The 26,845-nt window shown below is 69.2% G+C and carries 29 protein-coding genes; 19 read left to right on the top strand and 10 right to left on the bottom strand.

Features of this window, described 5'->3' with window-relative positions; translation table 11 throughout:
• The first annotated feature begins 203 nt into the window (after positions 1–203).
• Genes AC1DTW_RS25610 through AC1DTW_RS25595 form a run of 4 tightly spaced genes read left to right on the top strand, consistent with a single transcriptional unit; the run spans position 204 to position 2,685 of the window.
• Complete coding sequence (locus AC1DTW_RS25610) at positions 204–740, top strand: gluconokinase (protein WP_477984380.1); 537 nt, start codon at positions 204–206, stop codon at positions 738–740.
• Positions 737–1,507 carry a glucose 1-dehydrogenase gene (locus tag AC1DTW_RS25605; RefSeq protein WP_477984378.1) on the top strand — a complete coding sequence of 257 codons (771 nt, stop codon included), beginning with the start codon at positions 737–739 and terminating at the stop codon, positions 1,505–1,507. The genes AC1DTW_RS25610 and AC1DTW_RS25605 overlap by 4 nt, the downstream gene beginning before the upstream one ends.
• A gap of 20 nt (positions 1,508–1,527) precedes the next feature.
• Positions 1,528–1,911 carry a cupin domain-containing protein gene (locus tag AC1DTW_RS25600; RefSeq protein WP_477984376.1) on the top strand — a complete coding sequence of 128 codons (384 nt, stop codon included), beginning with the start codon at positions 1,528–1,530 and terminating at the stop codon, positions 1,909–1,911.
• A gap of 12 nt (positions 1,912–1,923) precedes the next feature.
• On the top strand, positions 1,924–2,685 hold the full coding sequence (locus AC1DTW_RS25595; protein ID WP_477984374.1) for a FadR/GntR family transcriptional regulator: 762 nt from the start codon (positions 1,924–1,926) through the stop codon (positions 2,683–2,685).
• Between the two features lie 65 nt (positions 2,686–2,750).
• Here AC1DTW_RS25595 and AC1DTW_RS25590 read toward each other — a convergent pair whose 3' ends face one another.
• The 5 genes from AC1DTW_RS25590 to AC1DTW_RS25570 all read right to left on the bottom strand — a co-directional run bounded on the left by AC1DTW_RS25590 (position 2,751) and on the right by AC1DTW_RS25570 (position 7,671).
• Positions 2,751–3,179, bottom strand: coding sequence for an energy transducer TonB family protein (locus AC1DTW_RS25590; RefSeq protein WP_477984372.1), 429 nt, complete (start codon positions 3,177–3,179; stop codon positions 2,751–2,753).
• Positions 3,180–3,358: 179 nt separating this feature from the next.
• The gene (locus tag AC1DTW_RS25585; RefSeq protein ID WP_477984370.1) at positions 3,359–4,237 is read right to left on the bottom strand and encodes a carbohydrate ABC transporter permease; all 879 of its coding nucleotides are present in this window, start codon (positions 4,235–4,237) and stop codon (positions 3,359–3,361) included.
• Positions 4,238–4,247: 10 nt separating this feature from the next.
• The gene (locus tag AC1DTW_RS25580; RefSeq protein ID WP_477984386.1) at positions 4,248–5,147 is read right to left on the bottom strand and encodes a carbohydrate ABC transporter permease; all 900 of its coding nucleotides are present in this window, start codon (positions 5,145–5,147) and stop codon (positions 4,248–4,250) included.
• Between the two features lie 71 nt (positions 5,148–5,218).
• Positions 5,219–6,547 carry an ABC transporter substrate-binding protein gene (locus AC1DTW_RS25575; RefSeq protein WP_477984368.1) on the bottom strand — a complete coding sequence of 443 codons (1,329 nt, stop codon included), beginning with the start codon at positions 6,545–6,547 and terminating at the stop codon, positions 5,219–5,221.
• 50 nt (positions 6,548–6,597) lie between these two features.
• Complete coding sequence (locus tag AC1DTW_RS25570) at positions 6,598–7,671, bottom strand: ABC transporter ATP-binding protein (protein ID WP_477984366.1); 1,074 nt, start codon at positions 7,669–7,671, stop codon at positions 6,598–6,600.
• Between the two features lie 227 nt (positions 7,672–7,898).
• Here AC1DTW_RS25570 and AC1DTW_RS25565 point away from each other — a divergent pair, with 227 nt between their 5' ends.
• From AC1DTW_RS25565 to AC1DTW_RS25525, 9 genes are all read left to right on the top strand, one after another.
• Positions 7,899–8,642: a FadR/GntR family transcriptional regulator gene (locus tag AC1DTW_RS25565; RefSeq protein ID WP_477984384.1), complete on the top strand. Its 744-nt coding sequence runs from the start codon at positions 7,899–7,901 to the stop codon at positions 8,640–8,642.
• Complete coding sequence (gene ltnD / locus AC1DTW_RS25560) at positions 8,639–9,565, top strand: L-threonate dehydrogenase (RefSeq protein WP_477984364.1); 927 nt, start codon at positions 8,639–8,641, stop codon at positions 9,563–9,565. The genes AC1DTW_RS25565 and ltnD overlap by 4 nt, the downstream gene beginning before the upstream one ends.
• A gap of 20 nt (positions 9,566–9,585) precedes the next feature.
• Positions 9,586–10,863 (top strand): 3-oxo-tetronate kinase, encoded by a 1,278-nt coding sequence (otnK, locus tag AC1DTW_RS25555; RefSeq protein ID WP_477984362.1) that lies wholly within the window; start codon positions 9,586–9,588, stop codon positions 10,861–10,863.
• A complete protein-coding gene (locus AC1DTW_RS25550) occupies positions 10,860–11,525 on the top strand; it encodes a class II aldolase/adducin family protein (RefSeq protein ID WP_477984360.1) in 666 nt (221 codons plus the stop codon). The genes otnK and AC1DTW_RS25550 overlap by 4 nt, the downstream gene beginning before the upstream one ends.
• Before the next feature lie 5 nt (positions 11,526–11,530).
• A complete protein-coding gene (otnI, locus tag AC1DTW_RS25545; protein WP_477984358.1) occupies positions 11,531–12,328 on the top strand; it encodes a 2-oxo-tetronate isomerase in 798 nt (265 codons plus the stop codon).
• 83 nt (positions 12,329–12,411) lie between these two features.
• Complete coding sequence (gene denD / locus AC1DTW_RS25540) at positions 12,412–13,431, top strand: D-erythronate dehydrogenase (protein WP_477984356.1); 1,020 nt, start codon at positions 12,412–12,414, stop codon at positions 13,429–13,431.
• A complete protein-coding gene (locus AC1DTW_RS25535; protein WP_477984354.1) occupies positions 13,428–14,180 on the top strand; it encodes an SDR family NAD(P)-dependent oxidoreductase in 753 nt (250 codons plus the stop codon). Before denD ends, AC1DTW_RS25535 begins: the two co-directional genes overlap by 4 nt.
• 18 nt (positions 14,181–14,198) lie before the next feature.
• Positions 14,199–15,311, top strand: coding sequence for a mandelate racemase/muconate lactonizing enzyme family protein (locus tag AC1DTW_RS25530; protein ID WP_477984352.1), 1,113 nt, complete (start codon positions 14,199–14,201; stop codon positions 15,309–15,311).
• Positions 15,312–15,410: 99 nt separating this feature from the next.
• Complete coding sequence (locus tag AC1DTW_RS25525) at positions 15,411–15,875, top strand: CHRD domain-containing protein (RefSeq protein ID WP_477984350.1); 465 nt, start codon at positions 15,411–15,413, stop codon at positions 15,873–15,875.
• A gap of 30 nt (positions 15,876–15,905) precedes the next feature.
• On the opposite strand, the gene AC1DTW_RS25520 is transcribed toward AC1DTW_RS25525, so the two are convergent.
• The 3 genes from AC1DTW_RS25520 to AC1DTW_RS25510 form a co-directional block, all read right to left on the bottom strand.
• Positions 15,906–17,048 carry an ABC transporter substrate-binding protein gene (locus AC1DTW_RS25520; RefSeq protein ID WP_477984348.1) on the bottom strand — a complete coding sequence of 381 codons (1,143 nt, stop codon included), beginning with the start codon at positions 17,046–17,048 and terminating at the stop codon, positions 15,906–15,908.
• A 33-nt stretch (positions 17,049–17,081) separates the two neighbouring features.
• The gene (locus AC1DTW_RS25515; protein ID WP_477984346.1) at positions 17,082–18,329 is read right to left on the bottom strand and encodes a cytochrome P450; all 1,248 of its coding nucleotides are present in this window, start codon (positions 18,327–18,329) and stop codon (positions 17,082–17,084) included.
• A gap of 642 nt (positions 18,330–18,971) precedes the next feature.
• The gene (locus tag AC1DTW_RS25510; protein WP_477984344.1) at positions 18,972–19,403 is read right to left on the bottom strand and encodes an Lrp/AsnC family transcriptional regulator; all 432 of its coding nucleotides are present in this window, start codon (positions 19,401–19,403) and stop codon (positions 18,972–18,974) included.
• Positions 19,404–19,515: 112 nt separating this feature from the next.
• Here AC1DTW_RS25510 and ocd point away from each other — a divergent pair, with 112 nt between their 5' ends.
• Positions 19,516–20,595: an ornithine cyclodeaminase gene (gene ocd, locus AC1DTW_RS25505; protein WP_477984342.1), complete on the top strand. Its 1,080-nt coding sequence runs from the start codon at positions 19,516–19,518 to the stop codon at positions 20,593–20,595.
• Positions 20,596–20,604: 9 nt separating this feature from the next.
• Here the strand turns inward: ocd and AC1DTW_RS25500 are convergent, their stop codons facing one another.
• On the bottom strand, positions 20,605–21,426 hold the full coding sequence (locus AC1DTW_RS25500; protein ID WP_477984340.1) for an alpha/beta fold hydrolase: 822 nt from the start codon (positions 21,424–21,426) through the stop codon (positions 20,605–20,607).
• The gene (locus tag AC1DTW_RS25495) at positions 21,423–23,147 is read right to left on the bottom strand and encodes a long-chain fatty acid--CoA ligase (RefSeq protein WP_477984338.1); all 1,725 of its coding nucleotides are present in this window, start codon (positions 23,145–23,147) and stop codon (positions 21,423–21,425) included. Before AC1DTW_RS25495 ends, AC1DTW_RS25500 begins: the two co-directional genes overlap by 4 nt.
• A 173-nt stretch (positions 23,148–23,320) precedes the next feature.
• Between AC1DTW_RS25495 and AC1DTW_RS25490 the strand changes: the two genes are divergently transcribed.
• The 5 genes from AC1DTW_RS25490 to AC1DTW_RS25470 all read left to right on the top strand — a co-directional run bounded on the left by AC1DTW_RS25490 (position 23,321) and on the right by AC1DTW_RS25470 (position 26,831).
• The gene (locus AC1DTW_RS25490) at positions 23,321–23,872 is read left to right on the top strand and encodes a hypothetical protein (protein ID WP_477984336.1); all 552 of its coding nucleotides are present in this window, start codon (positions 23,321–23,323) and stop codon (positions 23,870–23,872) included.
• Between the two features lie 64 nt (positions 23,873–23,936).
• The gene (locus AC1DTW_RS25485) at positions 23,937–24,740 is read left to right on the top strand and encodes a transporter substrate-binding domain-containing protein (protein ID WP_477984334.1); all 804 of its coding nucleotides are present in this window, start codon (positions 23,937–23,939) and stop codon (positions 24,738–24,740) included.
• Between the two features lie 42 nt (positions 24,741–24,782).
• On the top strand, positions 24,783–25,439 hold the full coding sequence (locus tag AC1DTW_RS25480; protein WP_477984382.1) for an amino acid ABC transporter permease: 657 nt from the start codon (positions 24,783–24,785) through the stop codon (positions 25,437–25,439).
• A 2-nt stretch (positions 25,440–25,441) separates the two neighbouring features.
• The gene (locus AC1DTW_RS25475; RefSeq protein ID WP_477984332.1) at positions 25,442–26,092 is read left to right on the top strand and encodes an amino acid ABC transporter permease; all 651 of its coding nucleotides are present in this window, start codon (positions 25,442–25,444) and stop codon (positions 26,090–26,092) included.
• Positions 26,079–26,831, top strand: coding sequence for an amino acid ABC transporter ATP-binding protein (locus AC1DTW_RS25470; protein ID WP_477984330.1), 753 nt, complete (start codon positions 26,079–26,081; stop codon positions 26,829–26,831). The genes AC1DTW_RS25475 and AC1DTW_RS25470 overlap by 14 nt, the downstream gene beginning before the upstream one ends.
• Positions 26,832–26,845 lie beyond the last annotated feature (14 nt).

Below are 26,845 nucleotides of genomic sequence, written 5' to 3'. Positions count from 1 at the left end.
ATGTCTGACTCGCCGCGGCTGTCTGAACGCAGCGAACGAAGTGAGCGCAGTGAGTTCGGCGGCGCGACCCCGGACCGAGCAGCGCAGTGCAGTCGGTGCGCAGCACCGACCGCCACAGCATGAGCCCGCACCGGGTACCGCCTGCCGCGACGCGCGAACCGCAGTCGGGACATTCTTGCCACGCGAAGCGCAATGGAACCGCAATGAGCACTGACGCCCCGCTCGTCGTCGTGATGGGCGTCAGCGGATGCGGCAAGAGCACGGTCGGCGCTCTCCTCGCACGGCGGCTCGGTGCCGAGTTTCTCGAAGGCGACGAGCTGCATCCGCCGCGCAACATCGAACGCATGGCCTCTGGCATCGCGCTGACCGACAACGACCGGCGCGACTGGCTGCTCGAGATTGCACAGCAGCTCGCCGATGCGCGCGCCGGCCGGCACGCGCTCGTCGTGTCGTGCTCGGCGCTGAAGCACAGCTACCGCGACATGCTGCGCATCGCCGCCAGCGACCTGGCGTTCGTGCACCTGCACGCGAGCCGCGAATTGCTCGAGGCGCGGCTGCGCGCACGGCCCGGCCACTTCATGCCGAGCTCGCTGCTCGACAGCCAGCTTCAGACGCTCGAACCACCCGGCGCCGACGAACGCGCGATCACGCTCGACGCCGCGCTCCCGGCCGCCGAGCTCGCCGCGCAGGCGGCCGCGTGGCTGGCCCGACCCGCTCCCGATTCGACACGCAAGAAATGATCACGACCCAGACCTTTCGCCTCGACGGCCGGCTCGCCCTCGTCACCGGCTCGTCCGCCGGCATCGGCCTGGCGCTCGCGCGCGGGCTGGCACAGGCCGGCGCTGCCATCGTGCTGAACGGGCGCGACGCGGCCAAGCTCGCGCAGACGGCCGCGCTGCTCGCCGCCGAAGGCCACACGGTGCATGCACGCGCGTTCGACGTGACGCAGCGCGACGCGGTCGATGCGAACGTCGCGGCGATCGAATCGGAGATCGGTGCGATCGATATCCTGGTCAACAACGCCGGCATCCAGCGCCGCGCGCCGTTCCACGAGTTCGCCGCGGCCGACTGGGCCGAGCTGATGCGCACCAACCTCGACAGCGTGTTCCATGTCGGCCAGGCGGTCGCGCGGCACATGGTCGCGCGCGGCCGCGGCCGCATCATCAATGTCTGCTCGGTCCAGAGCGAGCTCGGCCGCCCCGGCATCGCGCCGTACACCGCATCGAAAGGTGCGGTGAAGATGCTGACCAAAGGCATGGCGATCGACCTCGGCCCGCACGGCATCAACGTCAACGGCCTCGGCCCGGGCTACTTCAAGACGGAGTTGAATCAGAGGCTGGTCGACGACCCCGCGTTCAGCGCGTGGCTGATCAACCGAACGCCGAGCCGGCGCTGGGGCGATGTCGAGGATCTGGCCGGCGCGGCGGTCTTTCTCGCCAGCGACGCATCGCGCTTCGTGAACGGCCACATCCTTTACGTCGACGGCGGCGTGACCGCCACGCTTTGACAGCAGCAGCGCCAAGACCCATGACCACCTTCACGCAAGTCACCCTCTTCACCGACACCGACGGCCGCGCGCGCTTTCGCGAGCACGAGATTGCATTGCCCGAGGGCACGCCGATGTCGATGCTGTCGGCGTTGATGCCCAGCGGCGGTCTGCAGCTGCGCCACAGCCCGGTGGGGTTTCGCAGCAGCTTCCACGTCACGACCACGCCGCAGTGGGTGTTCATCCTCGGCGGCCAGATGGAGATCGGCCTGCAGGACGGCAGCTCGCGCGTGTTCAAGGCCGGTCAGCATTTCTACTCGACCGACACGCTGCCCGCGGGGGCGATCTTCGACCCGAACATCCACGGCCACTGGAGTCGCCAGCTCGGCGACGAGCCGCTCGTCACCGCCTTCGTGCGCTGCTGAGCGCACCGCGCAATGATCAAGAACGTTCACGGCGGCACCGTCGATCTGCTCGGCGAGGCGATCGTCACCGGCCGCTATCCGGTCGGCAGCTCGTTGCCGCCCGAACCGGTGTTGTGCGACGAGCTCGGCGTCAGCCGCACCGTGATCCGCGAGGCCGTCAAGTCGCTGATCGCGAAGGGGCTGCTCGTCACCGGGCCGAAGGTCGGCACGCGCGTGCTCGCCGAGGAGCAGTGGAACTGGTTCGATCCCGATGTCGTCGCATGGCAATCGCGCGCCGGGCTGTCGCGCGAGTTCCTGCGCGACCTGCAGGAGTTGCGTCGGCTCGTCGAGCCCGCCGCGGTGCGCCTCGCGGCCGAGCGCGCGACCCCGCACGACATCGCCGAGATCGAGGCCGCCTACGCCGGCATGAAGCTCTCGATCGACGAAGGCGGCGACTACGTCAGCAGCGACCTGCGCTTCCACCAGGGCCTGCTGCGCGCCTGCCACAACCGCATGGTCGCGCAGATGAGCAAGGCACTCGGCGCGCTGCTGCGCACCAGCTTCGAGATCTCGACCTCGCGGCCCGACGGCCCGGCGCAATCGCTGCCGCTGCACCGCGCGGTGCTCGATGCGGTCATCGCACGCTCGCCGCAGAAGGCCGAGCGCGCGATCATCGTGCTGATCGACGGCGCGAACGACGACATCGAGGCGGTACTGAGCACGCGGCGCAAGCTGCCGTCGCTGGGCCTGCCGGCGCCGCGGCTCAAGGCGCGCGCGAAGGCCGTGCTGCGCTGAGCCGGCGCATCGGCGGGTTCCGGTCTTCCGGGGGACGCAGCGGCGCAAACGGCCGCGCGCTTGCCTCAGTGCTGTCCTTCGGTCAGTGCGTGCAGCTGGAAGCGTCCGCTGTGATCGACCAGCCAGACCTCGACGAACTTCGTGTTCGCGGCGCTGCCCGGAGCCGGGAACGGCGAGGCACGCAGAATCATCTTCTTGACCGTCTCCGTCACGTCCGGCGCGTGGCTCGGCGAGCGGACCACGCGAACGTCGCGCACCTTGCCCGTGCCGTCGACCTCGGTCTCGATGACGACGATCGCATGCACCAGCGGCGGCAGCATGCCCTTGTAGATGCGATCCGCGTAAGTCGCGTAGATGTGGCGCGCGGCGCCGGTGCGGTAGCCGAACGCATCGCCGGAGAGGGGCGTCTTCCGGACGGCCTGGGCCGCGGCCGGCTCCGCGAGCAGCGCGAACAGCAAGCTCGCCAGGACGAAGGGGGCACGATGGAAGTTCATGACAAGCCTCGCAACAGGTGTTTCCGTGCGAAGCAATTTGCCAGCAAGTCCGGGCGTGCGGTCGTGCGGATGTCACGCCGCGCAAGGTCGCGACAAAGCGATACCGAGGCGACGGATATGGGCAGTTCGACGCGGCGTCGCCGACGCGAAGCGTCACCGCGGCTCGGCGCGCCGCGCCGTCACTCCTTCACCGACCCGGTCATCCCCGACACGTAGTACTCGACGAAGAACGAGTACACGAACGCGACCGGCAGCGAGCCGAGCAGCGCGCCGGCCATCAGCGGGCCCCAGTGATAGACGTCGCCCTCGACCAGCTCGGTGACGACGCCGACCGGCACGGTCTTGTTCTCGCTCGACGAGACGAAGGTCAGCGCATAGATGAACTCGTTCCACGACAGCGTGAACGCGAAGATGCCGGCCGAGATCAGCCCGGGCACCGCGAGCGGCAGCACGATTCTGATCAGGATCTGCCAGCGCGTCGCGCCGTCGATCAGCGCGCACTCCTCGAGCTCGTACGGGATCGAGCGAAAGTAGCCCATCAGCAGCCAGGTCGAGAACGGGATCAGGAAGGTCGGGTAGGTCAGGATCAGCGCCATGCGGCTGTCGAACAGCCCGAGCTTGACGACGATCGCCGCGAGCGGGATGAACAGGATCGACGGCGGCACCAGGTACGCGAGAAAGATCGCGCCGCCGGCCGGCTTCGAGCCCTGGAAGCGCAGCCGCTCGATCGCATACGCCGCGAGCACCGACGCGACCAGCGACAGCGCGGTCGAGACCACCGAGACGATCACGGTGTTCCACAGCCAAGCCGGGTACTCGGTCTTGAACAGCAGCTTCTCGAAGTGCGCCAGCGTCGGCCCGACGATCCAGAACGGATTGCCGTCGCGCGACAGCAGCTCGTTGTCGGGCTTGAACGAGGTGATCGCCATCCAGTAGAACGGGAACAGCAGCACAATCACGAACAGGATGATCGGGATGTAGACCGTGACCCAGCGCCGCGGCATCGACTGCAGGTAGTCCATGCCTTGCGAGGCGTCGTTGTTCTTGGCGTCGCTCATCGTCCGGTGCTCACTTGTCGCCGCCTTGCTGCCACGCGCGCCGCTGCAGCCCGAAGTAGCTGAACATGATCGCCGCGAGCAGGAACGGCACCATCAGCGTCGCGATCGCCGCGCCCTCGGCGAGCGCGCCGCCCGAGATCGCGCGCTGGAACGCGAGCGTGGCCATCAGGTGCGTCGCGTTCAGCGGGCCGCCGCGCGTCAGCACGTAGATCAGCTGGAAGTCGGTGAACGTGAACAGCACCGAAAACGTCATCACGACCGCGATGATCGGCGTCAGCAGCGGCAGCGTGATGTGGCGAAACTGCTGCCACGGCGTCGCGCCGTCGATCGCCGAGGCTTCGTAGTACGAGGGCGAGATCGTCTGCAGCCCGGCAAGCAGCGAGATCGCGACGAACGGGATGCCGCGCCAGACGTTCGCGATGATCGTCGAGATGCGCGCGTTCCACGGGTTGCCGAGAAAATCGATGTAGCGGTCGATCAGCCCGAGCTTCAGCAGCACCCAGCTGATGATCGAGAACTGGGCGTCGAAGATCCACCAGAACGCGATCGCCGACAGCGCCGTCGGCACGATCCACGGCAGCAGCACCACCGCGCGAAAGAAGCTCTGGAACGGCAGGTTCTTGTTCAGCAGGATCGCCAGCCACAGCCCGAGCCCGAACTTCACGACGCTCGCGACGATCGTGTAGAAGAGCGTGTTGAACAGCGCCAGCTGCGTGACGCTGTCGGTGACGAGGAAGCTGAAGTTCTCGAGGCCGATCCATTCGCCGTCGCGGCCGATCTTCGCGTCGGTGAAACCGAGCCAGGTGCCGAGGCCAAGCGGGTAGGTCAGGAACAGCACCAGCAGCACCGTCGCCGGCAGCATGAACGCCCAGCCCAGCGCGTTGCGGTTGTTCTGGAATCGCTCGAGCAGCGACAGGCGCCTCGCCGCGACCCGCGGCGCGCCGGCGCGCAGCTGTCCTTGCACCGCGGGCTCTTGCACGATCACACCTTGTAGTAGCGCTCGGCGCGCTTCTGCGCGCGCTCCATCGCCTCCTTCGGCGTCTTGGAGCCGCTGACCGCCTCGGCCACCATGTTGGTGACGATGAAGTCGGCGCCTGCGCCTGCCGACGCGTAGCCCAGCTTGCCGGCATAGCCCGCCGGGCGCATGTTCTTGACGCAGTCGCGGTACGGCGTGTTCTTCGGATCCGAGGTCCAGACGGGGCACTTCTCGTACGCCGCGAGCGGCTGCCCGATGTAGCCGGCAGCGCCGATCAACCAGTCGTTGAACTGCTCCTGCTCCATCATGAAGCGCAGGAACTCCTTCGCCGCCTGCGGGTACTTCGTGTACTTGAAGATCATCTGGTTGAAGAACAGGTGCGACTCGGTCGGCACGCCCACCGGCCCGACCGGGAACGACGCGTGATTGATGTCGGCCGCGAGTTCATGGACCTTCTCGTCCTTCGAGTTCTTCGCCGCGTAGTAGATCGAGATGCCGTTGTTGGTGCAGCTGATCTGGCTGTCGAGGAAGGCCTTGTTGTTGTTCGGGTCGAGCCACGACAGCGTGCCGGGGATGAAGGTCGCATAGAGCTCCTTGCCGTACTCGAGTGCCTTGAGCGTCTCGGGGCTGTCGATCACGACCTTGTTGTCCTTGTCGACCAGCTTGCCGCCGTGCGACCAGATCAGCCAGTTGGTCCACAGGCCGTCGCCGGTCGCATTGCCGAGCGCCATGCCGCCCGGTGTGCCCTTCTCCTTCAGCGCCTTGTGCAGCGCGAGGAACCCGGCCGTGTCCTTCGGAAAGGTGTCGAAGCCGGCCGCCTTCACATGGCTCTGGCGGTACACGATCATCGAGCCGGCGGCGCCCAGGCCGAGGCCGATCCACTTCTTGCCGTCGGGGCGCAGGTACTGCTGCACCGCCGGGTACCAGCCACCGTATTTCTTGCCGAGGTACTCGGCCAGGTCGGTCACATCGAGCAGCTTGTCGGGGTACAGGTTCGCATCATCGTTGGTCGACAGGATGATGTCGGGGCCCGCGCCGGTGTTCGCGGCGACCGCGGCCTTCGGGCGCACGTCTTCCCAGCCTTCGTTGTCGACACGCACCTCGATGCCGGTCTTCTCGGTGAACTTCTTGACGTTCGCCATGTAGGCGTCGATGTCGCCCTGCACGAAGCGGCTCCAGCGCAGCACGCGCAGCTTCGCGCCCTTCTCGGGCTTGAACGCGATCGTCTGCGCCTGCACGGCCGGCGCGAACACGGCAGCGCCGGTGCCCATCGTCGCGGCCGCGGCAACGCCGGCCGAACCCTCGAGGAACTTGCGGCGATTGAACTCGGTCATCGGTGTCTCCTTCGTTTTGATCAGGCTTGCGAACGCGGGAAAACGGAAGCTCAGGCGGCCAGGCGCCGGCCGCTGGTCGCATCGAACAGATGCGCGCGCTGCAGGTCGGGCAGCAGGTGGATCGTGCTGCCGGGCGCGAAATCATGGCGCTCGCGGAACACCGCCGAGAGTTCGACGCCCTCGTGCCGGCAGGCGACGAAGGTGTCCATGCCGGTCGGCTCCATCACGACGACGCGCGCCGGAATGCCGCCGGCGTCGGCCAGCGTCAGGTGCTCGGGCCGGGTGCCGAAGACGATCGGCTGCCCGTCGACGCCGCCGGTGCGCGGCGGCGCCTCCAGCTGCGTGCCGTCGTTCAGCTCGATGTGCGCGCTGCCCGCGCTGCGGCGCAGCGTGCCGGGCAGGAAATTCATCGCCGGCGAACCAATGAAGCCGGCGACGAACTGGTTCGCCGGGTGGTCGTACAGATCGAGCGGGCTGCCGGTCTGCTCGATGCGGCCGTCGCGCATCACGACGATCTTGTCGCCCATCGTCATCGCCTCGATCTGGTCGTGGGTGACGTAGATCGACGTGGTCTTGAGCCGCTGGTGCAACTCCTTGATCTCGCTGCGCATCGCGACGCGCAGCTTGGCGTCGAGGTTGGACAGCGGTTCGTCGAACAGGAACACCTGCGGGTCGCGCACGATCGCGCGCCCCATCGCGACGCGCTGGCGCTGGCCGCCCGAGAGCTGGCGCGGGTAGCGATCGAGCAGCGCGCCGAGCGCGAGGATCTCGGCCGCGCGCGCGACCTTGGCCTCGCTGGTCGCCTTGTCCATCTTCGCCAGCGCGAGCGAGAACGCCATGTTCTCGCGCACCGTCATGTGCGGGTAGAGCGCGTAGTTCTGGAACACCATCGCGATGTCGCGCTCTTTCGGCGGCAGGTCGTTGACGACGCGCTCGCCGATGCGGATCTCGCCCGAGTTGATCTGCTCGAGCCCGGCGATCATGCGCAGCAGCGTCGACTTGCCGCAGCCCGAGGGACCGACCAGCACGGTGAACGAACCGTCGCGAATCTCGATGTCGACGCCGTGCAGGATGGCCACGTCGCCGAAGTTCTTCTTCACTGCCTGGATCGTCACGCTGGCCATGCACTCGGTTCCTGAAGGGGTTCGTGATGCGCTGTCGACGCCGGGAGGCCGTTGCGCACGGCGCTTCCACGACGCCGCGGCAGTATCGACATTGCCGCGCGCCGCCGCCATCAGGGCAAACCGTTAGATCGCGGGCCACCGGGAATTTGTATGATGACCTGATAACCATGCTTCATCCACCCACCGCCGCCGCGCGAGCCGCCCTGCCCGTCGCCCCGCCCCGCCTGATGCCGCTGCGGCTGTCCGACCGGCTCGCGGTGCTGCTCGGCGACCAGATCGACTCCGGCGCGCTGCGCCCGGGCGACCGGCTGCCGACCGAGGCCTGGCTCGCGGCCGCGCACGGCGTCTCGCGCACCGTCGTGCGCGAGGCCGTGCACCAACTCAAGTCGCGCCAGCTCGTCGTCTCGCGCCAGGGTTCGGGCGTGTTCGTCGCGCCGACGCCGATGCATCAGCCGCTCGCGTTCGATCCGAGCGTGCTCGGCTCGCTGCAGGCGGTCGTGCATGTCGTCGAGGTGCGGCGCGTGATCGAGGCCGAGATGGCCGCGTTCGCCGCCGAGCGCGCGACACGCGCACAGCTCGCGACGATGCGCCGCGCCTTGAAGGCGATCGACGCGGCGGCCGCCGCCGGCCACGACGGCGTCGCCGAAGACATGGCTTTCCATCGCTCGATCGGCGAGGCCACCGGCAACCCGCAGTTCACGCTGCTGCTCGGCTTTCTCGAGCAGTACCTGCGCGAAGGCATGCGCATCACACGCGGCAACGAGGCACGCCGCCTCGACTTCATGGAGGCAGTGCGCATCGAACACCGCGCGATCGTCGACGCGATCGCCGCGCGCGATCCGGCGCTGGCGCGGCGGCGCGCGCGCGAGCACCTGATGCAAAGCGAGCAGCGACTCGTCGAAGGCGGCGTGATCGCGAAGCCCGGCCGCGCCGCCGCCGGCGCACATCGACCCCCACGGAGCAGCAAGTGACAGCCAGTGCATCCAATCCCAAGGTTCTCGGCATCGTCGGGCTCGGCTCGATGGGCTTCGGCGCCGCCGTCACCGCGCTGCGCAACGGCGTCGCGACGGTCGGCCTCGACACCCGCGCCGAGGGCCGCGCGCGCTTCGAGGCCGAGGGCGGCCGCACGACCGATTCGCTCGCCGAACTCGGCGCGCAGTGCGACGCGGTCGTCGTGCTGGTCGTCAACGCCGCGCAGACCGAAGCCGTGCTGTTCGGCGACGATGGCCTGCTCGGCACGCTGAAGCCGGGCTCGGTCGTGATCGCCTCGGCCACCGTCGACCCGAGCTTGCCGCCGATCTGGCAGCAGCGCCTCGCCGAGCGCGGCCTGTGGCTGATCGACGCGCCGGTCTCGGGCGGTGCGACCAAGGCGGCGGCCGGGCAGATGACCGTGATGGCCTCCGGCGCACCCGAGGCGTTCGAGGCCGCGGGGCCGCTGCTCGACGCGATCGCCGGCAAGGTCTACCGCCTCGGCGACCGGCCGGGCATCGGCTCGACCGTGAAGATGGTGAACCAGCACCTGGCCGGCGTGCACATCGCCGCGGCGTGCGAGGCGATGGCGCTGGGCATGCGCGCCGGCGCCGAGCCGCGCGCGCTGTACGAGGTGATCTGCAACTCGGCCGGCATGAGCTGGATGTTCCAGAACCGCGTGCCGCACATCCTCGACGGCGACTACACGCCGCTCTCGGCCGTCAACATCTTCGTCAAGGACCTGGGCATCGTGCTCGACGCTGCGCGCAAGCTGTCGTTCCCGCTGCCGCTCGCGGCCGCCGCGCACCAGCTCTACCTCGCGACGGCCGCGGCCGGGCACGGCGCCGAGGACGACTCGGCGGTGATCAAGTTCTACGCCGAGCTGGCCGGGATCGAGCTGCCGAAGCCCATGGAGAAGCCGTGATCCTCGGCGAGGGGCGACGCATGACGCTGGGCGTCATTGCCGACGACTTCACCGGCGCGACCGATGTCGCCAGCATGCTGGTGCGCGCCGGCATGCGCACGGTGCAGGTGATCGGCGTTCCGGGTGCAAGCGAAGGTCCGGCGCCGCAGGCCGACGCGATCGTCGTCGCGCTGAAGACCCGCACGGTGCCGGCCGCCGAGGCGGTGCGCGAATCGCTCGCGGCGCTGCGCTGGCTGCAGGCCGCCGGCATGCGCCAGTGCTACTTCAAGTACTGCTCGACCTTCGACTCGACGCCCGCCGGCAACATCGGCCCGGTGACCGAGGCGCTGCTCGACGCGCTCGGCACCGACTTCGGAATCGCCTGCCCCGCATTCCCCGAGAACGGCCGCACGATCTTCCGCGGCCATCTGTTCGTCGGCGACGAGCTGCTCAGCGACTCGGGCATGCGCCAGCATCCGCTGACGCCGATGACGGACGCCAACCTCGTGCGCGTGCTGCAGGCGCAAGGCACACGACGCGTCGGGCTGCTGCGCTACGACGCGATCGCGCAGGGCGAGGCGGCGGTGCGTGCGCGCATCGCGGCCTTGCGCAGCGAAGGCATCGCGATCGCGATCGCCGACGCCACCAGCAACGACGACCTGCGCGTTCTTGCCGCGGCCTGCGCCGACCTGCCGCTGCTGACGGCCGGCTCGGGCCTCGCGCTCGGGCTGCCCGAGGTCTACGCGGCGCGCGGCTGGCTGACCCCCGACGCGCACGCCGCCGATCTCGACCCCGCCGGCGGCCGTGCCGCGATCCTCGCCGGCTCGTGCTCGCTCGCGACGCAGGCGCAGGTCGCGCGCTGGCAGGCCGCCGGCCGGCCGGCGTTCGCGGTCGACCCGCGCGCGCTGGCCCGCGGTGCACCGGTTGCCGACGATGCCCTCGCGTGGGCGCAGTCGCTCACTGAGCCGGTGCTGGTCTATGCCACTGCCTCGGCGCCGGCGCTGCAGGCCGTGCAGGCCGAGCTCGGCGCGCAGCAGGCCGGCGCGCTCGTCGAGAGCTGCCTCGCGCAGGTCGCGCGCGGCCTCGTCGCGCGCGGCGTGCGCCGGCTCGTCATCGCCGGCGGCGAAACCTCGGGCGCGGTCGTGCAGGCGCTGGGCGTCACGCAGCTGCGCATCGGTGCCGCGATCTGCCCCGGCGTGCCATGGACCCAGGCCGAAGGCACCGGCCTCGATTCACCGTTGCAGCTCGCGCTGAAGTCGGGCAACTTCGGGGGTGCCGATTTCTTCGACGAGGCGCTGCGAGCCGGGAGCAATCCATGACAGCCTTCGCGACACAACGCGCCGAGATCTGCCGCGTCGGCCGCTCGCTGTTCGATCGCGGCTACCTGCACGCGAGCGCCGGCAACATCAGCATGCGCCTGCCCGACGAGCAAGGCTTTCTGATCACGCCGACCGATGCCTGCCTGGGCGCGCTGCGGCCCGATCAGCTCACGCATGTCGATGCCGGCGGCAAGCCGCTTGCCGGTCTGTCGGCGAGCAAGACGCTCGCATTGCACCGCGGCATCTACGCCGCCGAACCCGATGCGCACTGCGTGCTGCACACGCACAGCACGCAGCTGGTCGCGCTGACGCTCGAAGGCGTGTGGCACGCCGACGCGGTGCTGCCGCCGATCACGCCGTACTTCGTGATGAAGGTCGGCCGCGTGCCGCTGATCGCCTACCACCGGCCAGGCGATCCGGCAGTGGCCGGGCTCGTCGCCGCCGCGATGGCTGCGGGGCGGGCGCGCCACGCACCGATCCGCGCGGTGCTGCTCGATCGCCTCGGCCCCGTCCTCTGGCACGACTCGCCCGCCGCCGCGATGGCGTTGCTCGAAGAGCTCGAAGAGACCGCGCGCCTGTGGCGCACGACCAACCCGAAGCCCGCGCCGCTCGCCGATGCGCAGATCGATGAACTGCGCGGCGCCTTCGGCGCGCGATGGTGACCCGCATGCCGCGCTTCGCTGCCAACCTGACGATGATGTACACGGAGCACGCCTTCCTCGATCGCTTCGAGGCGGCCGCGGGCGACGGCTTCGACGCGGTCGAGTTCGCGTTCCCGTACGCGCACGCGCACCCCGAGATCGCGCTGCGGCTGGCCGATCACGGTCTGCAGCAGGTGCTGTTCAACACGCCGCCCGGCGACGCCTCGGCCGGCGAACGCGGCATCGCCTGCCTCGCCGATCGCCGCGACGAGTTCCGCCGCGGCTTCGTCGAACAGGCGCTGCCGTATGCGCTCGCGCTGAAGTGCCCGCGCCTGCATGTGATGGCCGGCCTGATGCCGCACGGCGTCGAGCGGGCCGCGCTGCGCGAAACCTATCTCGCGAACCTCGCGTGGGCGGCGCGCGAGGCCGCGTCGGTCGGCATCGATCTGCTGATCGAACCGATCAACCGGCGCGACATCCCCGGCTACCTGCTGAACCGCCAGGACGACGCGCACGAGATCGTCGCCGAGATCGACGCGCCGAACCTGCGCGTGCAGATGGACCTGTACCACTGCCAGATCGTCGAAGGCGATGTCGCGATGAAGCTTCGCAAGTACCTGCCGACCGGCCGTGTCGGCCACCTGCAGATCGCCGGCGTGCCCGACCGCCACGAACCCGATCGCGGCGAGCTGCACCACCCTTACCTGTTCGAGCTGATCGACGAGCTCGGCTACACCGGCCACATCGGCTGCGAATACCGGCCACGCGGGGGCACATCGGCCGGCCTCGGCTGGCTGCGCCCCTACCAACCCCAAGGAGACTAGATGTTGACCCCCAATCTCACTTCGTTCGCTGCCCCCCAAGGGGGCGCAGTTCTCCCTTGGGACGGCCCGGCGGGAGAACTGGCATGAAACTCTTGATCACCGGCGGCGGCGGCTTTCTGGGCGATCGCCTGGCGCGCGCGCTGCTCGCCCGCGGCACGCTCGCGGGCCGCGAGATCACCCGCGTCGTGCTGACCGACATTGCGCCGCCGCGCGCCGACCTGCTCGCCGACGCCCGGGTCGAGGGCCGCACCGGCGCCCTGCTGACGCAGACCGACGCGCTGCGGCAGGAGGCCTTCGACGGCGTGTTCCACCTCGCCTCGGCCGTGTCCGGCGAGTGCGAGGCCGACTTCGATCTCGGGCTGCGCTCCAACATCGACAGCACGCGTGCGCTGCTCGATGCGATCCGCGCCTACGTGAACGCCGGCGGCAGCGCGCCGCGGCTGGTGTTCTCGAGCTCGGTCGCGGTGTTCGGCCCCGACCCGGCGGTGCCGTTGCCGAAGATCGTCGCCGACGACACGCTGCCGGCCCCGCAGACCTCGTACGGCGCACAGAAGCTGATCTGCGAGCACCTGGTTGCCGACTACACGCGCAAGGGCTACATCGACGGCCGCGCCGCGCGCCTGATGACGGTCACGGTGCGGCCCGGCAAGCCGAACGGCGCGGCCTCGTCGTTCTTCAGCGGCATCATCCGCGAGCCGCTCGCGGGGACCCCGTCGATCTGCCCGGTCGACGCGAGCGTCTCGCACCCGGTCTCGTCGCCGACCCGCACCGTCGAAGGCCTGATCGCGGTGTTCGAGGCCAGCCGCGAGGCCTTCAACGGCCGCACCGCGCTGAACCTGCCGGCGCTGAACGTGCGCGTCGCCGACATGCTCGAAGCGCTCGCCCAGGTCGCCGGCCCCGCGGTGCGCGCGCGCGTGCGCTTCGAGCGCGACGAGCGCATCGCGGGCATCGTCGCGAACTGGCCGGGCGGCGCGTCGGCCGCGCGCGCCGGCCGGCTCGGGCTGAAACCGCATGCCGACTTCGCCGAGATCATCCGCCAGTACATCGATGACTGCAGCGCCGCGCCGAACGCCGACCAGACCCTGAAGGGCCTCTCGAGATGAACCAGATCGACCTGAAGGGCCGCGTCGCGGTCATCACCGGCGGCGCGCAAGGCATCGGCCTGGCCGTGGCCGAGCGCATGCTGAACTCCGGCGCGAGCGTGGCACTCTGGGACATCGACGCCGCGCGCCTCGCGCAGGCCGAGAACGCGCTCGCCAGGCTCGGCACGGTGAGCACCTCGATCGTCGAACTGACGATGGCGCCCGACATCGCCGCCGCCACGGCCGACGCCGTCAAGGCACACGGCCGCATCGACATCCTCGTCAACAACGCCGGCATCACCGGCGGCAACGCGCCGACCTGGGAACTCGCGCCCGAGGTCTGGCAGCGCGTGATCGATGTGAACCTGGTCGGGCCGTTCCTGACCTGCCGCGCGGTCGTGCCGCAGATGCTGAAGCAGGGCTATGGCCGCATCGTCAACATCGCGTCGGTGGCCGGCAAGGAGGGCAATCCGAACGCCTCGCACTACAGCGCGTCGAAGGCCGGGCTGATCGCGCTGACCAAGTCGCTCGCGAAAGAGCTCGCGACGAAGGGCGTGCTCGTCAACGCGGTCTCGCCGGCGGCCGCGAAGACCGCGATCTTCGACTCGATGACCGAGCAGCACATCGCGTTCATGCTGAGCAAGATCCCGATGGCGCGCTTCCTCGAGGTCGGCGAGGCCGCGGCAATGATCGCGTGGCTGGCGTCCGAGGAATGCTCGTTCAGCACCGGTGCGGTATTCGACCTGTCGGGCGGGCGCGCGACGTATTGAGTCGATGCCGGCGAGACCATGAAGATCACCGCCGTCACGCCCTTCATCCTGCACGTGCCGGTCACCGGCGCGCAGATCGCCGACAGCACGCACACGCTCTCGCACTGGGGTGTCGTCGGCGCGCGCATCGAGACGGATGCCGGGCTGACCGGCCACGGTTTCACCGGCACGCACGCGCACCTGGCCAGCGACCAGCTGATCACGCGCTGCATTGCGAGCTGCCACGCGCCGCTGCTGATCGGCGAAGACCCACGCGACATCCGCCGCCTCTGGCACAAGCTCGCGCGCAACCCGGCGCTGCAGTGGGTCGGCCGCGCCGGCATCACGACCTTGGCGCACGCCGCGATCGATGTCGCGTTGTGGGACCTCAAAGCCCAGGCCGCGCGTCAGCCGCTGTGGCAGCTGCTCGGCGGCCAGGTGCGCGCGACCGTGCGCGCCTACAACACCGACATCGGCTGGCTCAGCATCCCCGACGGCGAACTCGTCGCCGGCGCGGCGCGTGCGGTCGAGCAAGGCTTCAGCGGCGTCAAGATCAAGGTCGGCTCGAGTGTCGAGCGCGACCTGCGGCGCGTCGCCGCGGTGCGCCACGCAATCGGCCCGGACGTGACGCTCGCGGTCGACGGCAACGGCAAGTGGGACCTGCCGACCTGCCTGCGCTTTTGCCGCGGCGCGCAGCCGCACGACCTCCACTGGTTCGAGGAGCCGCTCTGGTACGACGACGTCAAGGGCCACGCACAGCTCGCACGCCAGTCCGGCATCCCGATCGCGCTCGGCGAGCAGCTCTACACGACCGACGCGTTCGCCGAGTTCTTCGCACAGCAGGCGATCCACTGGGTCCAGCCTGACGTGACGCGCATGGCCGGCCTGAGCGAGGTGCTGCAGGTCTGCGATACGGCGCATGCGTTTCGCCTGCCGGTCGCGCCGCACGCCGGCGACATGAGCCAGGTCCACGTGCATCTCGCGTATGCGCATCCGGCGGTCGCGGTGCTCGAGTACATCCCGTGGATCAAGCACTGCTTCACCGAACCGGCCGAGGTCGTCAACGGCGCATTCAACCTGCCGATGCAGCCCGGCGCGGGCACGACGCCGACGCCGCAGGCCTGGCAACGTCACCGGCGGCCGGTGGCATGAAGACGGCGCTTCGTCCGACAGCGGCGTACCGAATTGCGGTTCATGCTGCGCGGGGCACTGCATGAGCGCAGCCCACTCCATCCACTCCCGGAGACCGACATGATCAGCCTGCCCACCCTCATTCGCGCCGGCGCCGTCGCCGCGGCCCTCGTGATCACCGGTTGCAGCTCGACGCCGATGTCGCAGGGCAGCGCGCCGCCGACGATGCCGGTGCAGACCTTCCGCGCGACGCTGTCGAGCGCCGCCGAAGTGCCGGCCAACGCCAGCCCCGGCACCGGCACGCTGGAAGCGACCTTCGACAAGGCCAGCAACGTGCTGCGCTGGAAGGTGACCTACTCGGGCCTGACCGGCCCGGCGACGATGGCGCACTTCCACGGCCCGGCCCTGCCGGGCGCGAACGCCGGCGTCGTCGTGCCGTTCCCGAGCGCCGCGAGCCCGGCCGAAGGCCAGGCGACGCTGACCCCGGCGCAGCTCACCGATCTGATGGCCGGCAAGTGGTACGTCAACGTGCACACCGCGCAAAACCCCGGCGGCGAGATCCGCGGTCAGGTGCTCGTGAATTGACGACCTGAGGCCCGGCGCGGCCCCGCAGGTTCAATCCAGCTTCCACTTCCCGCCCTCGACCTTCACGACCACCCGGGCCCGCTGATCGAGCCCGAGGTGGTCGTTCTTCGACATGTTGGTCACGCCGTTCGAGACGCGCAGATCGCGCACGCCCTCGAGCGCGTCGCGCAGCGCGGCGCGAAACTCCTTCGTGCCGGGCTGCGCGGTCTTCAGCGCGATCGGGATCGCGTGGCTCAACAGCAGCCCGGCGTCCCAGGTGTAGGCGCCGAAAGCCGAGACGCTGCCGGCTCCATTGACCGCCTCGTAGCGCTTCACGTACTCCATCGCCTGCGCCTTCGCCGGGTGCTCGGCCGGCAACGCTGCGGCGACGACGACCGGGCTGGTCGGCAGGTAAGCGCCCTCGATGTCCTTGCCGCCGACGCGCAGGAAGTCGTTGTTCGCGACGCCGTGGTTGAAGTAGACGCTGCCCTTGTAGCCGCGCTCGCCCAGCGCCCGTGCCGGCAGCACTGCCGGCGTGCCGGAGGCGCCGATGACGACCATCTCCGGGTTCGCCGCGGTCAGCTTGATGACCTGCGCGGTGACGCTGGTGTCGCGCGGCGCGAAGCGCTCGTTGGCGACGAGTCTGATGCCGCGCACCGACGCGAATTTCTCGAACTCGGCGTAGAACGCTTCGCCGAGCGCATCGTTGAAGCCGATGTAGCCCATCGACTTGATGCCGCGCTTCGCCGCATGCTCGAGGATCGCGAGCACCATCATCGTGTCGGTCTGCGGCGTCTTGAAGATCCAGGCCTTCTTCGCGCTCATCGGCTCGATGATGCGGGCGCTCGACGCGAGCGAGATCGTCGGCGTGCCGCTGTCGGCGACCGCGTCGGTCATCGCGAGCGAGTTCGGCGTCGTCGTCGAGCCGATGATCGCGTCGACCTTGTCCTCGAGCGTCAGGCGGCGCGTGTTGACGACCGCGGCGCTCGAATCGCTGGCATCGTCGAGCACGATGTACTCGACCGTCTTGCCCGCGATCGTCTTCGGCAGCAGCGCGATCGTGTTCTTCTCGGGGATCCCGAGCGAGACCGCCGGGCCGGTGGTCGACAGCGTGACGCCGATCTTGATCTGTGCGAGCGCGGGCAGCGCAGTGGCGGCGAGCAGGGCCAGCGCGAGCAGCGGGCGTGACTTCATTCGATGTCTCCTTCTTCCTGTTAATGGATTCGTTCAGCCGAGCAACGCGACCGGAATCGCGAGGTGCCCGCGGAAGCGCACGCGCTTCGAGCGCACCGCGGCGCCGGCCAGCCGGCAGCTCGGGAAGCGCGCCAGAAACCTGCTGATGGCGACCCGCCCTTCGAGTCGCGCGAGACCCATGCCGACGCACTGGTGGATGCCGGAGCCGAACGCGACGTGCCGGTTCGGCATGCGAGAAATGTCGAGCGTGTCCGGGTTCGGGAACTGCGCCGGATCGCGGTTCGCGGCGCCGATGCACAACGTGACCTGGGTGTGCGGCGCGAGCCGGACGCCGCCGATCTCGGTCTCGACCGTCGTGATGCGGTTGCCGAGCTGGTTCGAGCTCTCGATGCGCAGGAACTCCTCGATCGCGCTGCGGATCAGCTCGGGCTCGGCGAGCAGGCGCCGCTTCTGCTCCGGCGCATCGAGCAGGCATTTCAGACCGTTGCCGATCAGGTTCGTCGTCGTCTCGTGGCCGGCGTTGAGCAGGAAGATGCAGTTGTGCAGCAGCTCCTTCGCGAGCAGCCGCTCGGTCGCACCATCGGACGCGCTCACCTCGCCCTGGATCAGCCGCGTCAGCACGTCGGTCTCGGGGTCGCCCGGCGCCTGCGCGCGGCGTGCGACCAGGCCTTCGAGGTAGGCCAGCATCTCGCGCACCGCGGCGTTGCCGCGCGCGTGCATCGCGTCGGTCAGCGCCGGCTCGAGCGCGCCGAGGATCGCCAGCGACCATGCGCGCAAGGGTCCGCGCTCGGCGTGCGGCACGCGCAGCAGGTTGCCGATGATCTCGACCGGGATCGCGGCGGCGAACGACTCGATGAGATCGACCGACTGGCCCGCAGTCGCCTGCGCGTGCATCGCATCGAGCAGCGTGTCGACGAGCACGACGAGGCCCTCCTCCATCGCCGCGACGTGACGCGGCGTCAGCGCGCCCGCGACGAGCCGGCGCACGCGCGTGTGCAGCGGCGGGTCGTTGAACACCAGGCTCGTCGTGTGGTGCTCGAACAGCGCGGAACTCAGGCCGTACTTCGGGGCGAACTCCTCGTGCTTGTCGGAGCTGAAAGTCTTCGGGTCCTTGTAGACCGCGACGACATCGGCGTAGCGCGTCAGGAACACGCTGCCGTCGGGCATGCGCTTCACCGGCGCGTGTTCGCGCAGCGCGTGGTAGGTCGGAAACGGGTCATCGTAGAACGCATCGCTCAGTTGGCGAAGGTCGAAGCGGTCGGCGAGTGCGGCGTTGCTCATGCGTCGGCGAATCTAAGGCCGAACATCCAGCGGGGTGCCGGGGAGATACCCCAGCCATTCTGTGGGTCCACCGCCGCGGCGAGAGGCGAGCAAGCCTTCAGGCGTCGGAGCGGCAAAGGCGAGAGCGACCAGGCCGTCGAGGGCTGAAGCCGCGCCCCTCGCTGCGCGAGGGGTACCCTGCGCTGCTCGCTACGCAGGGCAAGTCCGCAAACTCGGCCCTGAGTACAGGACCTCAAACACGCGGACTTGGGCCGCAAGCGGCCCGACCCTGCTGCGCTGCGCTGCTCGGCGCTGGCTTCCTGATGCCCTCGCCGGCCTGCCCGCTCTCGCCTTTGCACCACCGCTGAGGACTGCGGCGCCGAAGCGCTCGACGGTGCCCGAGCCGGTGCGGGGTGGCCGGCCGGTGGGCTGTGTGCGACGCCGAGAAGCGCAGGGCTCGTGGCCGCGCGCGCAGCGCGCTTCGTCAACTGACTCGTCGCGGCTGTCTGAGTGCAGTGAGCGCAGCGAACGGAGCGAGTTCGGCGACGGGCCAGGAGACCGAGCATCGCAGGGTACCCCTCGCGCAGCGAGGGGCGAGCAGTCTGCCCACCGGGCGGCCACCCCGTGCCGGCGATCCCGCCAACGCATGCAAGCAGGGTCATCTCACACCTTGTGCGTCGACAACAGCAAGCTCGTCTCGGTGCTCGCGATGCCATCGATCAACCGGATGTTGCCGAGCACCCGATCGAAGGCCTCGAGCGAATCGGCGCGCAGTTCGGCGATCAGGTCCCAGCGGCCGTTCGTGCTGTGCAGGCCGGTCACGTTCGGGTGGCCGCGCAGCGCATGCAGCACCTCGGCGCCGCGGTTGCCTTCGACGACGATCGTCATCAGCGCGCGGATGCGGTGCGCTTCGGCCTGCGGCTTGACGCGCACCGTGTAGCCGACGATCACGCCGTCGCGTTCGAGCCGCTTCATGCGGTTCTGGACCGTGCCGCGCGCGACCTTCAGCTTGGCCGCGAGGGTCGCGACCGGCATGCGCGCGTCTAGGCGCAACAGCGCGAGCAGTTCCCGGTCGGTGTCGTCAATGTTGTTCATATCGTTCGCCTCTCGTGAACAATTTGCACAAGACATGGATCATATCGATCAGTCTGCTGTCTTTTCGTTGGCTGCAAAGGCCGGGAAGATTCTCCCGATACCGGAGAGACCGATGACGCGCTTCCTTGATGTTCCTTCGATGACCCAGCTGGTGCGCGAAGTCGGCGTGCTGCGCTTCCTGACCGAACTGGCCCAGGCCATCCACGACGACTACCTGCGCTGGCCGGACTTCGACAAGTCCGCGCGCCTGGCCTGCCATTCGCCGGTCGGCGTGATCGAGCTGATGCCGGTCGCGGACGCACAGCGCTTCGCGTTCAAGTACGTTAACGGCCACCCGAGCAACACCGCGCGCGGGCTGTTCACCGTGATGGCCTTCGGCGTGCTCGCCGAGGTCGACACCGGCTACCCGCTGCTGCTCTCCGAGCTCACGCTGACGACCGCGCTGCGCACTGCGTCGACCTCGGCGCTGGTCGCCCGCAAGCTCGCCCGTCCCGAGTCGCGCCGCATGGCGTTGATCGGCAACGGCGCGCAGGGCGAATTTCAGTCGCTCGCGTTCCACACGCTGCTCGGCATCGACGAGATCCGCGCGTTCGATGTCGACCCGGCCGCGACCGACAAGCTGATCCGCAATCTCGCCGCCTACCCCGGGCTGCGCGTGCGTCGGGCTGCGTCGATCGCCGAAGCGGTGCGCGGTGCCGACATCGTCACGACCGTGACGGCCGACAAGGCGCTCGCGACGATCCTGACGCCGCAGATGATCGAGCCCGGCATGCACATCAACGCGGTCGGCGGCGATTGCCCGGGCAAGACCGAGCTGCATGCCGACGTGCTGCGGGCGAGTCGCGTGATCGTCGAGTACGAGCCGCAGACGCGCATCGAAGGCGACATCCAGCAGCTGCCGGCGGACTTCCCGGTCACCGAGTTGTGGCGCGTGCTGGCCGGCCTCGCGGCGGGCCGCGAGCACCCGCAGCAGGTCACGGTGTTCGACTCGGTCGGCTTCGCGCTCGAAGACTACTCGGCGCTGCGCTACGTCTACGCGTTGGCGCTGGCCCGCGACATCGGCGACGACGTGGCGCTGGTGCCGCCGGGTGCGAATCCGAAGGATCTGTTCGGCCGCCTGACGGAGCCGGCCTCGGCGCGCGACGCGATGGCTTCGGTGATCGGCGCGCTGCGCGACGCGCAGGTCGCCTGAGGACCATCGTCAGCGCGACGACATCGTTCGCAGAAACCGCGCGATGGCCGCGTTGAACGGCGCCGGTTGCTCGAGATTCGGCAGGTGTGCGGTGCCGGGCATCACGAGCGCCTGGGCCAGCGCGATGCGCCGCGCGAGCGTGCGCATGCGTAGCTCGAAATGCGGAAAGTCGCGATCGCCCCAGATGACGAGCGTCGGCACGCGGATCTCCTCGAGTCGGCCCCAGGCCGACGGCGGCTCGATCGCTTCGCCGGGATCGGGCGCGGCGAGCGCGATCGCATTCATCGCGAGGAAGAGTTCGCGCAACGCGCCGCCGACGCGGCCCGCCGGCTGTGCCGGACCATCGAGCCAGGCCTGCGCCTCGAGCTCGTTCAGCGCCTCGCGATCGCCGCGCACCTCGGCCGCTTCGAGCGCGTCGACCAGCGCCTGGATCGCCGGATCGAACGGGCCGCTGGCATCGTCCGGTGCGCCGCTGACCGCGCACGCGACCAGCACCAGCGCGCTGACGCGCTGCGGGTGCGCGAGCGCCGCATCGATCGCGACGCGGCCGCCCTGCGAGCAGCCTATCAGCACCGCGCGGTCGATCTGCGCTTCGTCGAGCACCGCGATCAGGTCATCGACGCGCGCGTGCCGTTCGGGTTCGCACCGCGTCTCGCCGAAGCCGCGCCGGTCGTACGCGAGCACGCGGTGCGTGGCGCGCAGCGCATCGGCCTGCGGCGCCCACATGCGCTTGTCGCAGACACCGGCGTGCAGGCAGACGATCGCCGGGCCGGGCGTTTGCGAATCCTCGACGCACAACGCGGCGCGCCCGTGCGTGACGAAGCGCTTCATCGCGCCGCTCCGTCGCTTTGCGTCTCCTGGTCCTGCAGCAGCCGCCACATCACCTTGCCCGAGCCCGACTTCGGCAGCGCCTCGACGAACTGCACGATGCGGGGCACCTTGTAGGCGGCCATGTTGTCGCGCGCCCAGTTCGTGATGTCATCGGCCGTGGTCTTGCCCTTCGACTCGGCGCGCAGCACGACGACGGCCTTGACGGTCTCGCCGCGATAGGCGTCGCGGGCCGAGATGATGCAGGCTTCCTGGATCGCCGGATGCTTGTAGAGCAGCATCTCGACCTCGGCCGGCCAGATCTTGTAGCCACTCGCGTTGATCATGCGTTTCAGGCGATCGGTCATGAAGAAGTAGCCTTCGTCGTCCATGCGGCCGAGGTCGCCGGTGCGGAAGAAGGTGTGGCCGTCGACCTCGATGAAGGCATCGCGCGTCGCGTCGGGGTGACCCCAGTAGCCCTTGAACACCATCGGGCCGCGGCTGACGATCTCGCCGACTTCGCCGGGCGGCAGCTCCTGCAGCGTGAGCGGATCTATCACGCGCGAATCGACGCCGAAGATCGGGATGCCCAGGCACTGCAGCTTCGCGCGTTCCGACGGGTTCGCGTGCGTCGGCGCGGCGGTCTCGGTCAGGCCGTAGCCTTCGGCGAAGGTCAGGCCGAATTCGTCCTGCAGGCGCTGCGCGACGGCCTGCGGCATCGCGGCGCCGCCGCCGCTCAGGTAGCTGAGGCTCGTCAGGTCGAAGCTCTTGTAGTTCGGGCTGCCGAACAGGTCGATGATCATCGTCGGGATGCAGGTCCAGTGCGTGATCCGGTACTTCGAGATCAGGCGCCCGGCGAGCTCGCGGTCCCAGCGCGGCAGGATCACGCTGGTGCTGCCGATGTAGACGTTGCCGAGCAGGCCGTACAGCATCCCGGTGATGTGGAACATCGGCACGACCGCGAGGCTCACGGTCTCCGGGCTCGCGTGACCCCAGACGCCGCCGCCGACCGAGTTCGACATCAGTGTGCGGTGCGTGTGCATGCAGCCCTTCGGCAGCCCGGTCGTGCCCGAGGTGTAGGGCAGCAGCGCCAGATCGTCGGGCTGCGCGGTGTGCGGGCCGGGCACGAGCCGGCGCCCGAGCACGTCGTCCCAGCGCAGGTGGCCGGCGGGCAGTTCGGGGTCGCTGCGCAGCCAGGCTTCCATGGCCGGCGGCGGCGCGTCGGCGGGGTCGATCTCGTGCGCCGGCATCGCGTCGGTGTAGCGCGTGACCAGCACCTGCGCGAGCTGCTGAGTCGCCGGCACGCCGGCGTTCGCGCTCGCGACGATCGCCGCGAGGTCGGCGCTGCAGATCACGACCTTGGTCTGCGGGTCGGTGATGAAGTGCTTGAACTCCTCGGCGCGGTTCATCGGGTTCACCGGCACGACGACGCAGTCGGCGCGCAGGATGCCGTAGAGCGCGGCCGCGTACTGCGGGCAGTTCTGCATGAAGATCGCGACCCGATCGCCGGCCCGCACGCCGACGCTCTGCAGCCAGCCCGCGACCGCCTCGGCCTGCGCCTTCAGCTCGCCGAAGCTCAGGGGCCGCCCGAAGAACCGGTACGCCGGCTTGTCCGGGAAGCGCGTGGCCGAGACCTCGAGGTTGAACCACAGCGTCGTGTTCGGCACTGTCAGCGCGCGCGGCAGCCGCTTCGGCCAGATCTTGTGGTGCGGGCGTTCGGGGGCGGCGGCGGCGTTCGGGTTCACGGGATGCTCCACGAAAGTGGTTGTGATGCGGATCAACGACGGTAGCGCAGCCGGCAAGCGCGTCCAACGGCGGGAACCCGAACCGGGCGGCCGCTGGCGAAGCGTCGAGAAGAACCCTTCGAGCGGTGTTAGTTCACGAATCATTCGGGCCCGGTCGCGCCTAAGCTGTGGGTATGGTCAGCGCCACCCTCTCCACCGAGCCGACCCCCGAAGCCCCCGCGGTGCTGGACATCGAGGCCTCCGGCTTCGGCCGCGAAAGCTATCCGATCGAGGTCGGCTTCGTGTTGTCCGACGGGCAGAGCTACTGCACGCTGATCCGCCCGGCCCCGAACTGGACGCACTGGGACCCGGCCGCCGAGAAGATCCACCACATCAAGCTGGAGACGGTGATCCAGCACGGCCGCGACATCGCCGAGGTCGCGACCCAGCTGAACGAGCGGCTGCACGGGCTGACCGTGTATTGCGACGGCTGGGCGCATGACTACGTCTGGCTCGGCGTGCTGTTCGAGGCCGCGGGCCAGAGCCCTTCGTTCAAGCTCGAGAACCTGCGCGCGCTGCTGACCGAACAGGAGGCGGCGTTCTGGCGCGTCGTGAAGACCCAGGTCACGACCGAGATGCGCCTGCCGCGGCACCGCGCGAGCTCCGACGCCAAGGTCTTGCAGCGCACCTTGATGCGCCTGCGCGCTCCGCTCACGCAGCGCAGCCGACGGCTGGTGAACACCTAGTGTCGGCGCGCCCGGCACGGGCCTTGCTATCCACGCCGGACACATTTCGCGTGGAGACCTGTTGATGCAATCCCGTTCCTTCCTGAAGGCCGCTGGCGCACTCGCGCTGACGGCGGCCCTGGCCCCTGCCTTCGTCACGACCGCATTCGCGCAGACCGCGCTCGACGACGTGCTGGCGAAGAAGCTGATCGTGATCGCCGTCCCGACCGATTCGGCGCCCTACGGCTTCGTCGGCACCGAGCTGAAGCCGCAAGGGCTGGACGTCGATATGGCCGAGCTGATCGGCGCCAAGCTCGGGGTCAAGGTCGAGCTCGTGCCGGTGACGAGCGCCAACCGCATCCCTTACCTGCAGACCAAGAAGGCCGACCTCGTGATCTCGACACTGGGCAAGAACCCGGAGCGCGAGAAGGTCATCGACTTCACGATCGCGTACTCGCCGTTCTTCCAGGCGATCTTCGGCCCGAAGGCGCTGGTCGTGAAGACGCCGGCCGATCTGGCCGGCAAGAGCATCGGCGTGACGCGCGGCGCGATGGAAGACCAGGAGGTCGGCAAGATCGCCCCGCCCGGCGTCGACATCAAGCGCTTCGAGGACATGAACGGCACGGTCTCCGCCTATGCCGCCGGCCAGGTGCAGCTGATGGGTGTCGGTGCGTCGGTCGCCGGCAACTTCATGGCGAAGAACCCGCAGGTCAGCACCGAATACAAGCTGCTGCTGAAGGATTCGCCGAACTTCATCGGCGTGGCCAAGGGCGAGGACAAGCTGCGCCTGAAGGTCAACGAGATCATCGGCGCCGCCAAGGCCTCCGGCGAGCTGAACAAGCTCGCGCTGAAGTGGCTCGGCCGGCCGCTGGGCGACCTGCCGTCCTGATCGCCGCATCGAATCGTCGCGCGACCGGCTGACGCCTTCGTGATCTCCTTCGACTTCCCGGCGGTTCTCGCCGAGTGGCCGCTGCTCGTCAAGGGCGTCGGCGTCACGCTGGGGCTGACCGCGATCTCGGCGACCGCCGGCGTCGCGCTCGGTGTGGGCTGCGCGTGGGCGCGGCTGCACGGGCCGGGCTGGCTGAAGGTAATCGCCGGCGCGTATGTCGAGCTGATCCGCAACACGCCGTTCATCGTCCAGCTGTTCTTCATCTTCTTCGGCCTGCCGCAGATCGGCGTGAAGCTCTCGCCCGAGATCGCCTCGGTGCTCGCGATGGTCGTGAACCTGGGCGCCTACTCGGCCGAGATCGTGCGCGCCGGCGTCGCGACGACGCCGAAGGGCCAGATCGAGGCCGCGCAAAGCCTGGCGCTCAGCGAGATGCAGGTCTTCACGCGCGTCGTGCTGCCGCCGTCGCTGAAGCGCGTCTGGCCGGCGCTCGTGAGCCAGATCATCATCGTGATGCTGGGCTCGGCGGTGTGCGGCCAGATCTCGACACCCGAGCTGCAGTACGCGGTGAACCTGATCCAGTCGCGCAACTTCCGCGCGTTCGAGTCCTACCTGATCGGCACGCTGATCTACCTCGCGCTGTCGATGGCGCTGCGGCGGCTGCTGAACTGGGCTGGCCCCCGGTTCATCTTCGGAAGATAACCATGGTCGACTTCTCGATCTGGGACATCTTCCGCAACCTGCTGCTGGCCGCGCGCTGGACCGTGCTGCTCTCGCTGATCGCGTTCGTCGGCGGCGGGCTCGTCGGGTTGGCGCTGCTGGTCGCGCGCATCGCGAAGCTGCGCGGTGCCGAGCCGCTGGTAGGCGGCTATGTGCAGCTGTTCCAGGGCACGCCGCTGCTGATGCAGCTCTTTCTCGCGTACTTCGGCCTGGGCCTGTTCGGCATCAACGTGTCGCCCTGGGTGGCCGCCGCGCTCGCGCTGACGCTCTACACCAGCGCGTTCCTGACCGAGATCTGGCGCGGCTGCGTCGCCGCGGTCCACAAGGGCCAGTGGGAGGCCTCGGCGGCGCTCGCGCTGAGCCTGCGCGAGCAGCTGCGCTACGTGATCGGCCCGCAGGCACTGCGCGTCGCGGTGCCGCCGACGGTGGGCTTTCTGGTGCAGGTGATCAAGGGCACGGCGCTCGCGTCGGTGATCGGCTTCGTCGAGCTGACCAAGGCCGGCACGATGATCACCAACGCGACCTTCCGGCCGTTCACGGTCTACGCGTGTCTCGCGCTGATGTACTTCGCGCTGTGTTACCCGATCTCCGCCTGGAGCAAGTCATTGGAGAGGAAGTTGCATGCCCGCCGTTGAAGCCGCGACAGGAATCGTCGAGATCAAGGGCCTGAAGAAGCGCTTCGGCACGAACGAGGTGCTGAAGGGTATCGACCTGTCGGTCAAGCGCGGCGAGGTCATCGCAATCATCGGCAAGAGCGGCTCGGGCAAGAGCACGCTGCTGCGCTGCATCAACGGCCTCGAGGTCTTCAACGAAGGCACGCTGAGCGTCGACGGCAACCCGCTGCTGCACGGCAACGCGAACGCGATGCGCACGCTGCGCCAGCACGTCGGCATGATCTTCCAGGGCTTCAACCTGTTCCCGCACCTGAGCGTCGGCCGCAACGTGATGCTCGCGCCGACGCTGGTCAAGAAGCGCCACGCCGAGGCCGCCACCGAGCAGGCGAAGAAGCTGCTCGCGCGTGTCGGGCTGGCCGAGAAATTCGACGCGCAGCCCGACCAGCTCTCGGGCGGCCAGCAGCAGCGCGTCGCGATCGCGCGCGCGCTCGCGATGGAGCCGGCGGTGCTGCTGTGCGACGAGATCACCTCGGCGCTCGACCCCGAGCTGGTCGGCGAGGTGCTGCGCGTCGTCGAGTCGCTCGCGGTCGAGGGCATGACCTTGCTGATGGTCACGCACGAGATGAGTTTCGCGCGCAAGGTGTCGGACCGGCTCGTGTTCATGCACGCGGGCCGCATCCACGAGATCGGCCCGCCGGACCTGATCTTCGGCGACCCGAAGACGCCGGAGCTGAAACAGTTCCTCTCGTCGATCCACTAGAGGGCCTGTTAACA

Source organism: Rhizobacter sp. P5_A1, assembly GCF_056400745.1.
The sequence above is the reverse complement of the archived record's forward strand: the minus strand, read 5'-3'. Positions and strand labels throughout refer to the sequence as shown.

Coding starts and splice junctions, on each gene's coding strand:
- AC1DTW_RS25610 (WP_477984380.1), top strand. CDS start 204: ATGAGCACTGACGCCCCGCTCGTCGTCGTGATGGGCGTCAGCGGATGC.
- AC1DTW_RS25605 (WP_477984378.1), top strand. CDS start 737: ATGATCACGACCCAGACCTTTCGCCTCGACGGCCGGCTCGCCCTCGTC.
- AC1DTW_RS25600 (WP_477984376.1), top strand. CDS start 1,528: ATGACCACCTTCACGCAAGTCACCCTCTTCACCGACACCGACGGCCGC.
- AC1DTW_RS25595 (WP_477984374.1), top strand. CDS start 1,924: ATGATCAAGAACGTTCACGGCGGCACCGTCGATCTGCTCGGCGAGGCG.
- AC1DTW_RS25590 (WP_477984372.1), bottom strand. CDS start 3,179: ATGAACTTCCATCGTGCCCCCTTCGTCCTGGCGAGCTTGCTGTTCGCG.
- AC1DTW_RS25585 (WP_477984370.1), bottom strand. CDS start 4,237: ATGAGCGACGCCAAGAACAACGACGCCTCGCAAGGCATGGACTACCTG.
- AC1DTW_RS25575 (WP_477984368.1), bottom strand. CDS start 6,547: ATGACCGAGTTCAATCGCCGCAAGTTCCTCGAGGGTTCGGCCGGCGTT.
- AC1DTW_RS25570 (WP_477984366.1), bottom strand. CDS start 7,671: ATGGCCAGCGTGACGATCCAGGCAGTGAAGAAGAACTTCGGCGACGTG.
- AC1DTW_RS25565 (WP_477984384.1), top strand. CDS start 7,899: ATGCCGCTGCGGCTGTCCGACCGGCTCGCGGTGCTGCTCGGCGACCAG.
- otnK (WP_477984362.1), top strand. CDS start 9,586: ATGACGCTGGGCGTCATTGCCGACGACTTCACCGGCGCGACCGATGTC.
- AC1DTW_RS25550 (WP_477984360.1), top strand. CDS start 10,860: ATGACAGCCTTCGCGACACAACGCGCCGAGATCTGCCGCGTCGGCCGC.
- otnI (WP_477984358.1), top strand. CDS start 11,531: ATGCCGCGCTTCGCTGCCAACCTGACGATGATGTACACGGAGCACGCC.
- denD (WP_477984356.1), top strand. CDS start 12,412: ATGAAACTCTTGATCACCGGCGGCGGCGGCTTTCTGGGCGATCGCCTG.
- AC1DTW_RS25535 (WP_477984354.1), top strand. CDS start 13,428: ATGAACCAGATCGACCTGAAGGGCCGCGTCGCGGTCATCACCGGCGGC.
- AC1DTW_RS25530 (WP_477984352.1), top strand. CDS start 14,199: ATGAAGATCACCGCCGTCACGCCCTTCATCCTGCACGTGCCGGTCACC.
- AC1DTW_RS25525 (WP_477984350.1), top strand. CDS start 15,411: ATGATCAGCCTGCCCACCCTCATTCGCGCCGGCGCCGTCGCCGCGGCC.
- AC1DTW_RS25520 (WP_477984348.1), bottom strand. CDS start 17,048: ATGAAGTCACGCCCGCTGCTCGCGCTGGCCCTGCTCGCCGCCACTGCG.
- AC1DTW_RS25515 (WP_477984346.1), bottom strand. CDS start 18,329: ATGAGCAACGCCGCACTCGCCGACCGCTTCGACCTTCGCCAACTGAGC.
- AC1DTW_RS25510 (WP_477984344.1), bottom strand. CDS start 19,403: ATGAACAACATTGACGACACCGACCGGGAACTGCTCGCGCTGTTGCGC.
- ocd (WP_477984342.1), top strand. CDS start 19,516: ATGACGCGCTTCCTTGATGTTCCTTCGATGACCCAGCTGGTGCGCGAA.
- AC1DTW_RS25500 (WP_477984340.1), bottom strand. CDS start 21,426: ATGAAGCGCTTCGTCACGCACGGGCGCGCCGCGTTGTGCGTCGAGGAT.
- AC1DTW_RS25490 (WP_477984336.1), top strand. CDS start 23,321: ATGGTCAGCGCCACCCTCTCCACCGAGCCGACCCCCGAAGCCCCCGCG.
- AC1DTW_RS25485 (WP_477984334.1), top strand. CDS start 23,937: ATGCAATCCCGTTCCTTCCTGAAGGCCGCTGGCGCACTCGCGCTGACG.
- AC1DTW_RS25475 (WP_477984332.1), top strand. CDS start 25,442: ATGGTCGACTTCTCGATCTGGGACATCTTCCGCAACCTGCTGCTGGCC.
- AC1DTW_RS25470 (WP_477984330.1), top strand. CDS start 26,079: ATGCCCGCCGTTGAAGCCGCGACAGGAATCGTCGAGATCAAGGGCCTG.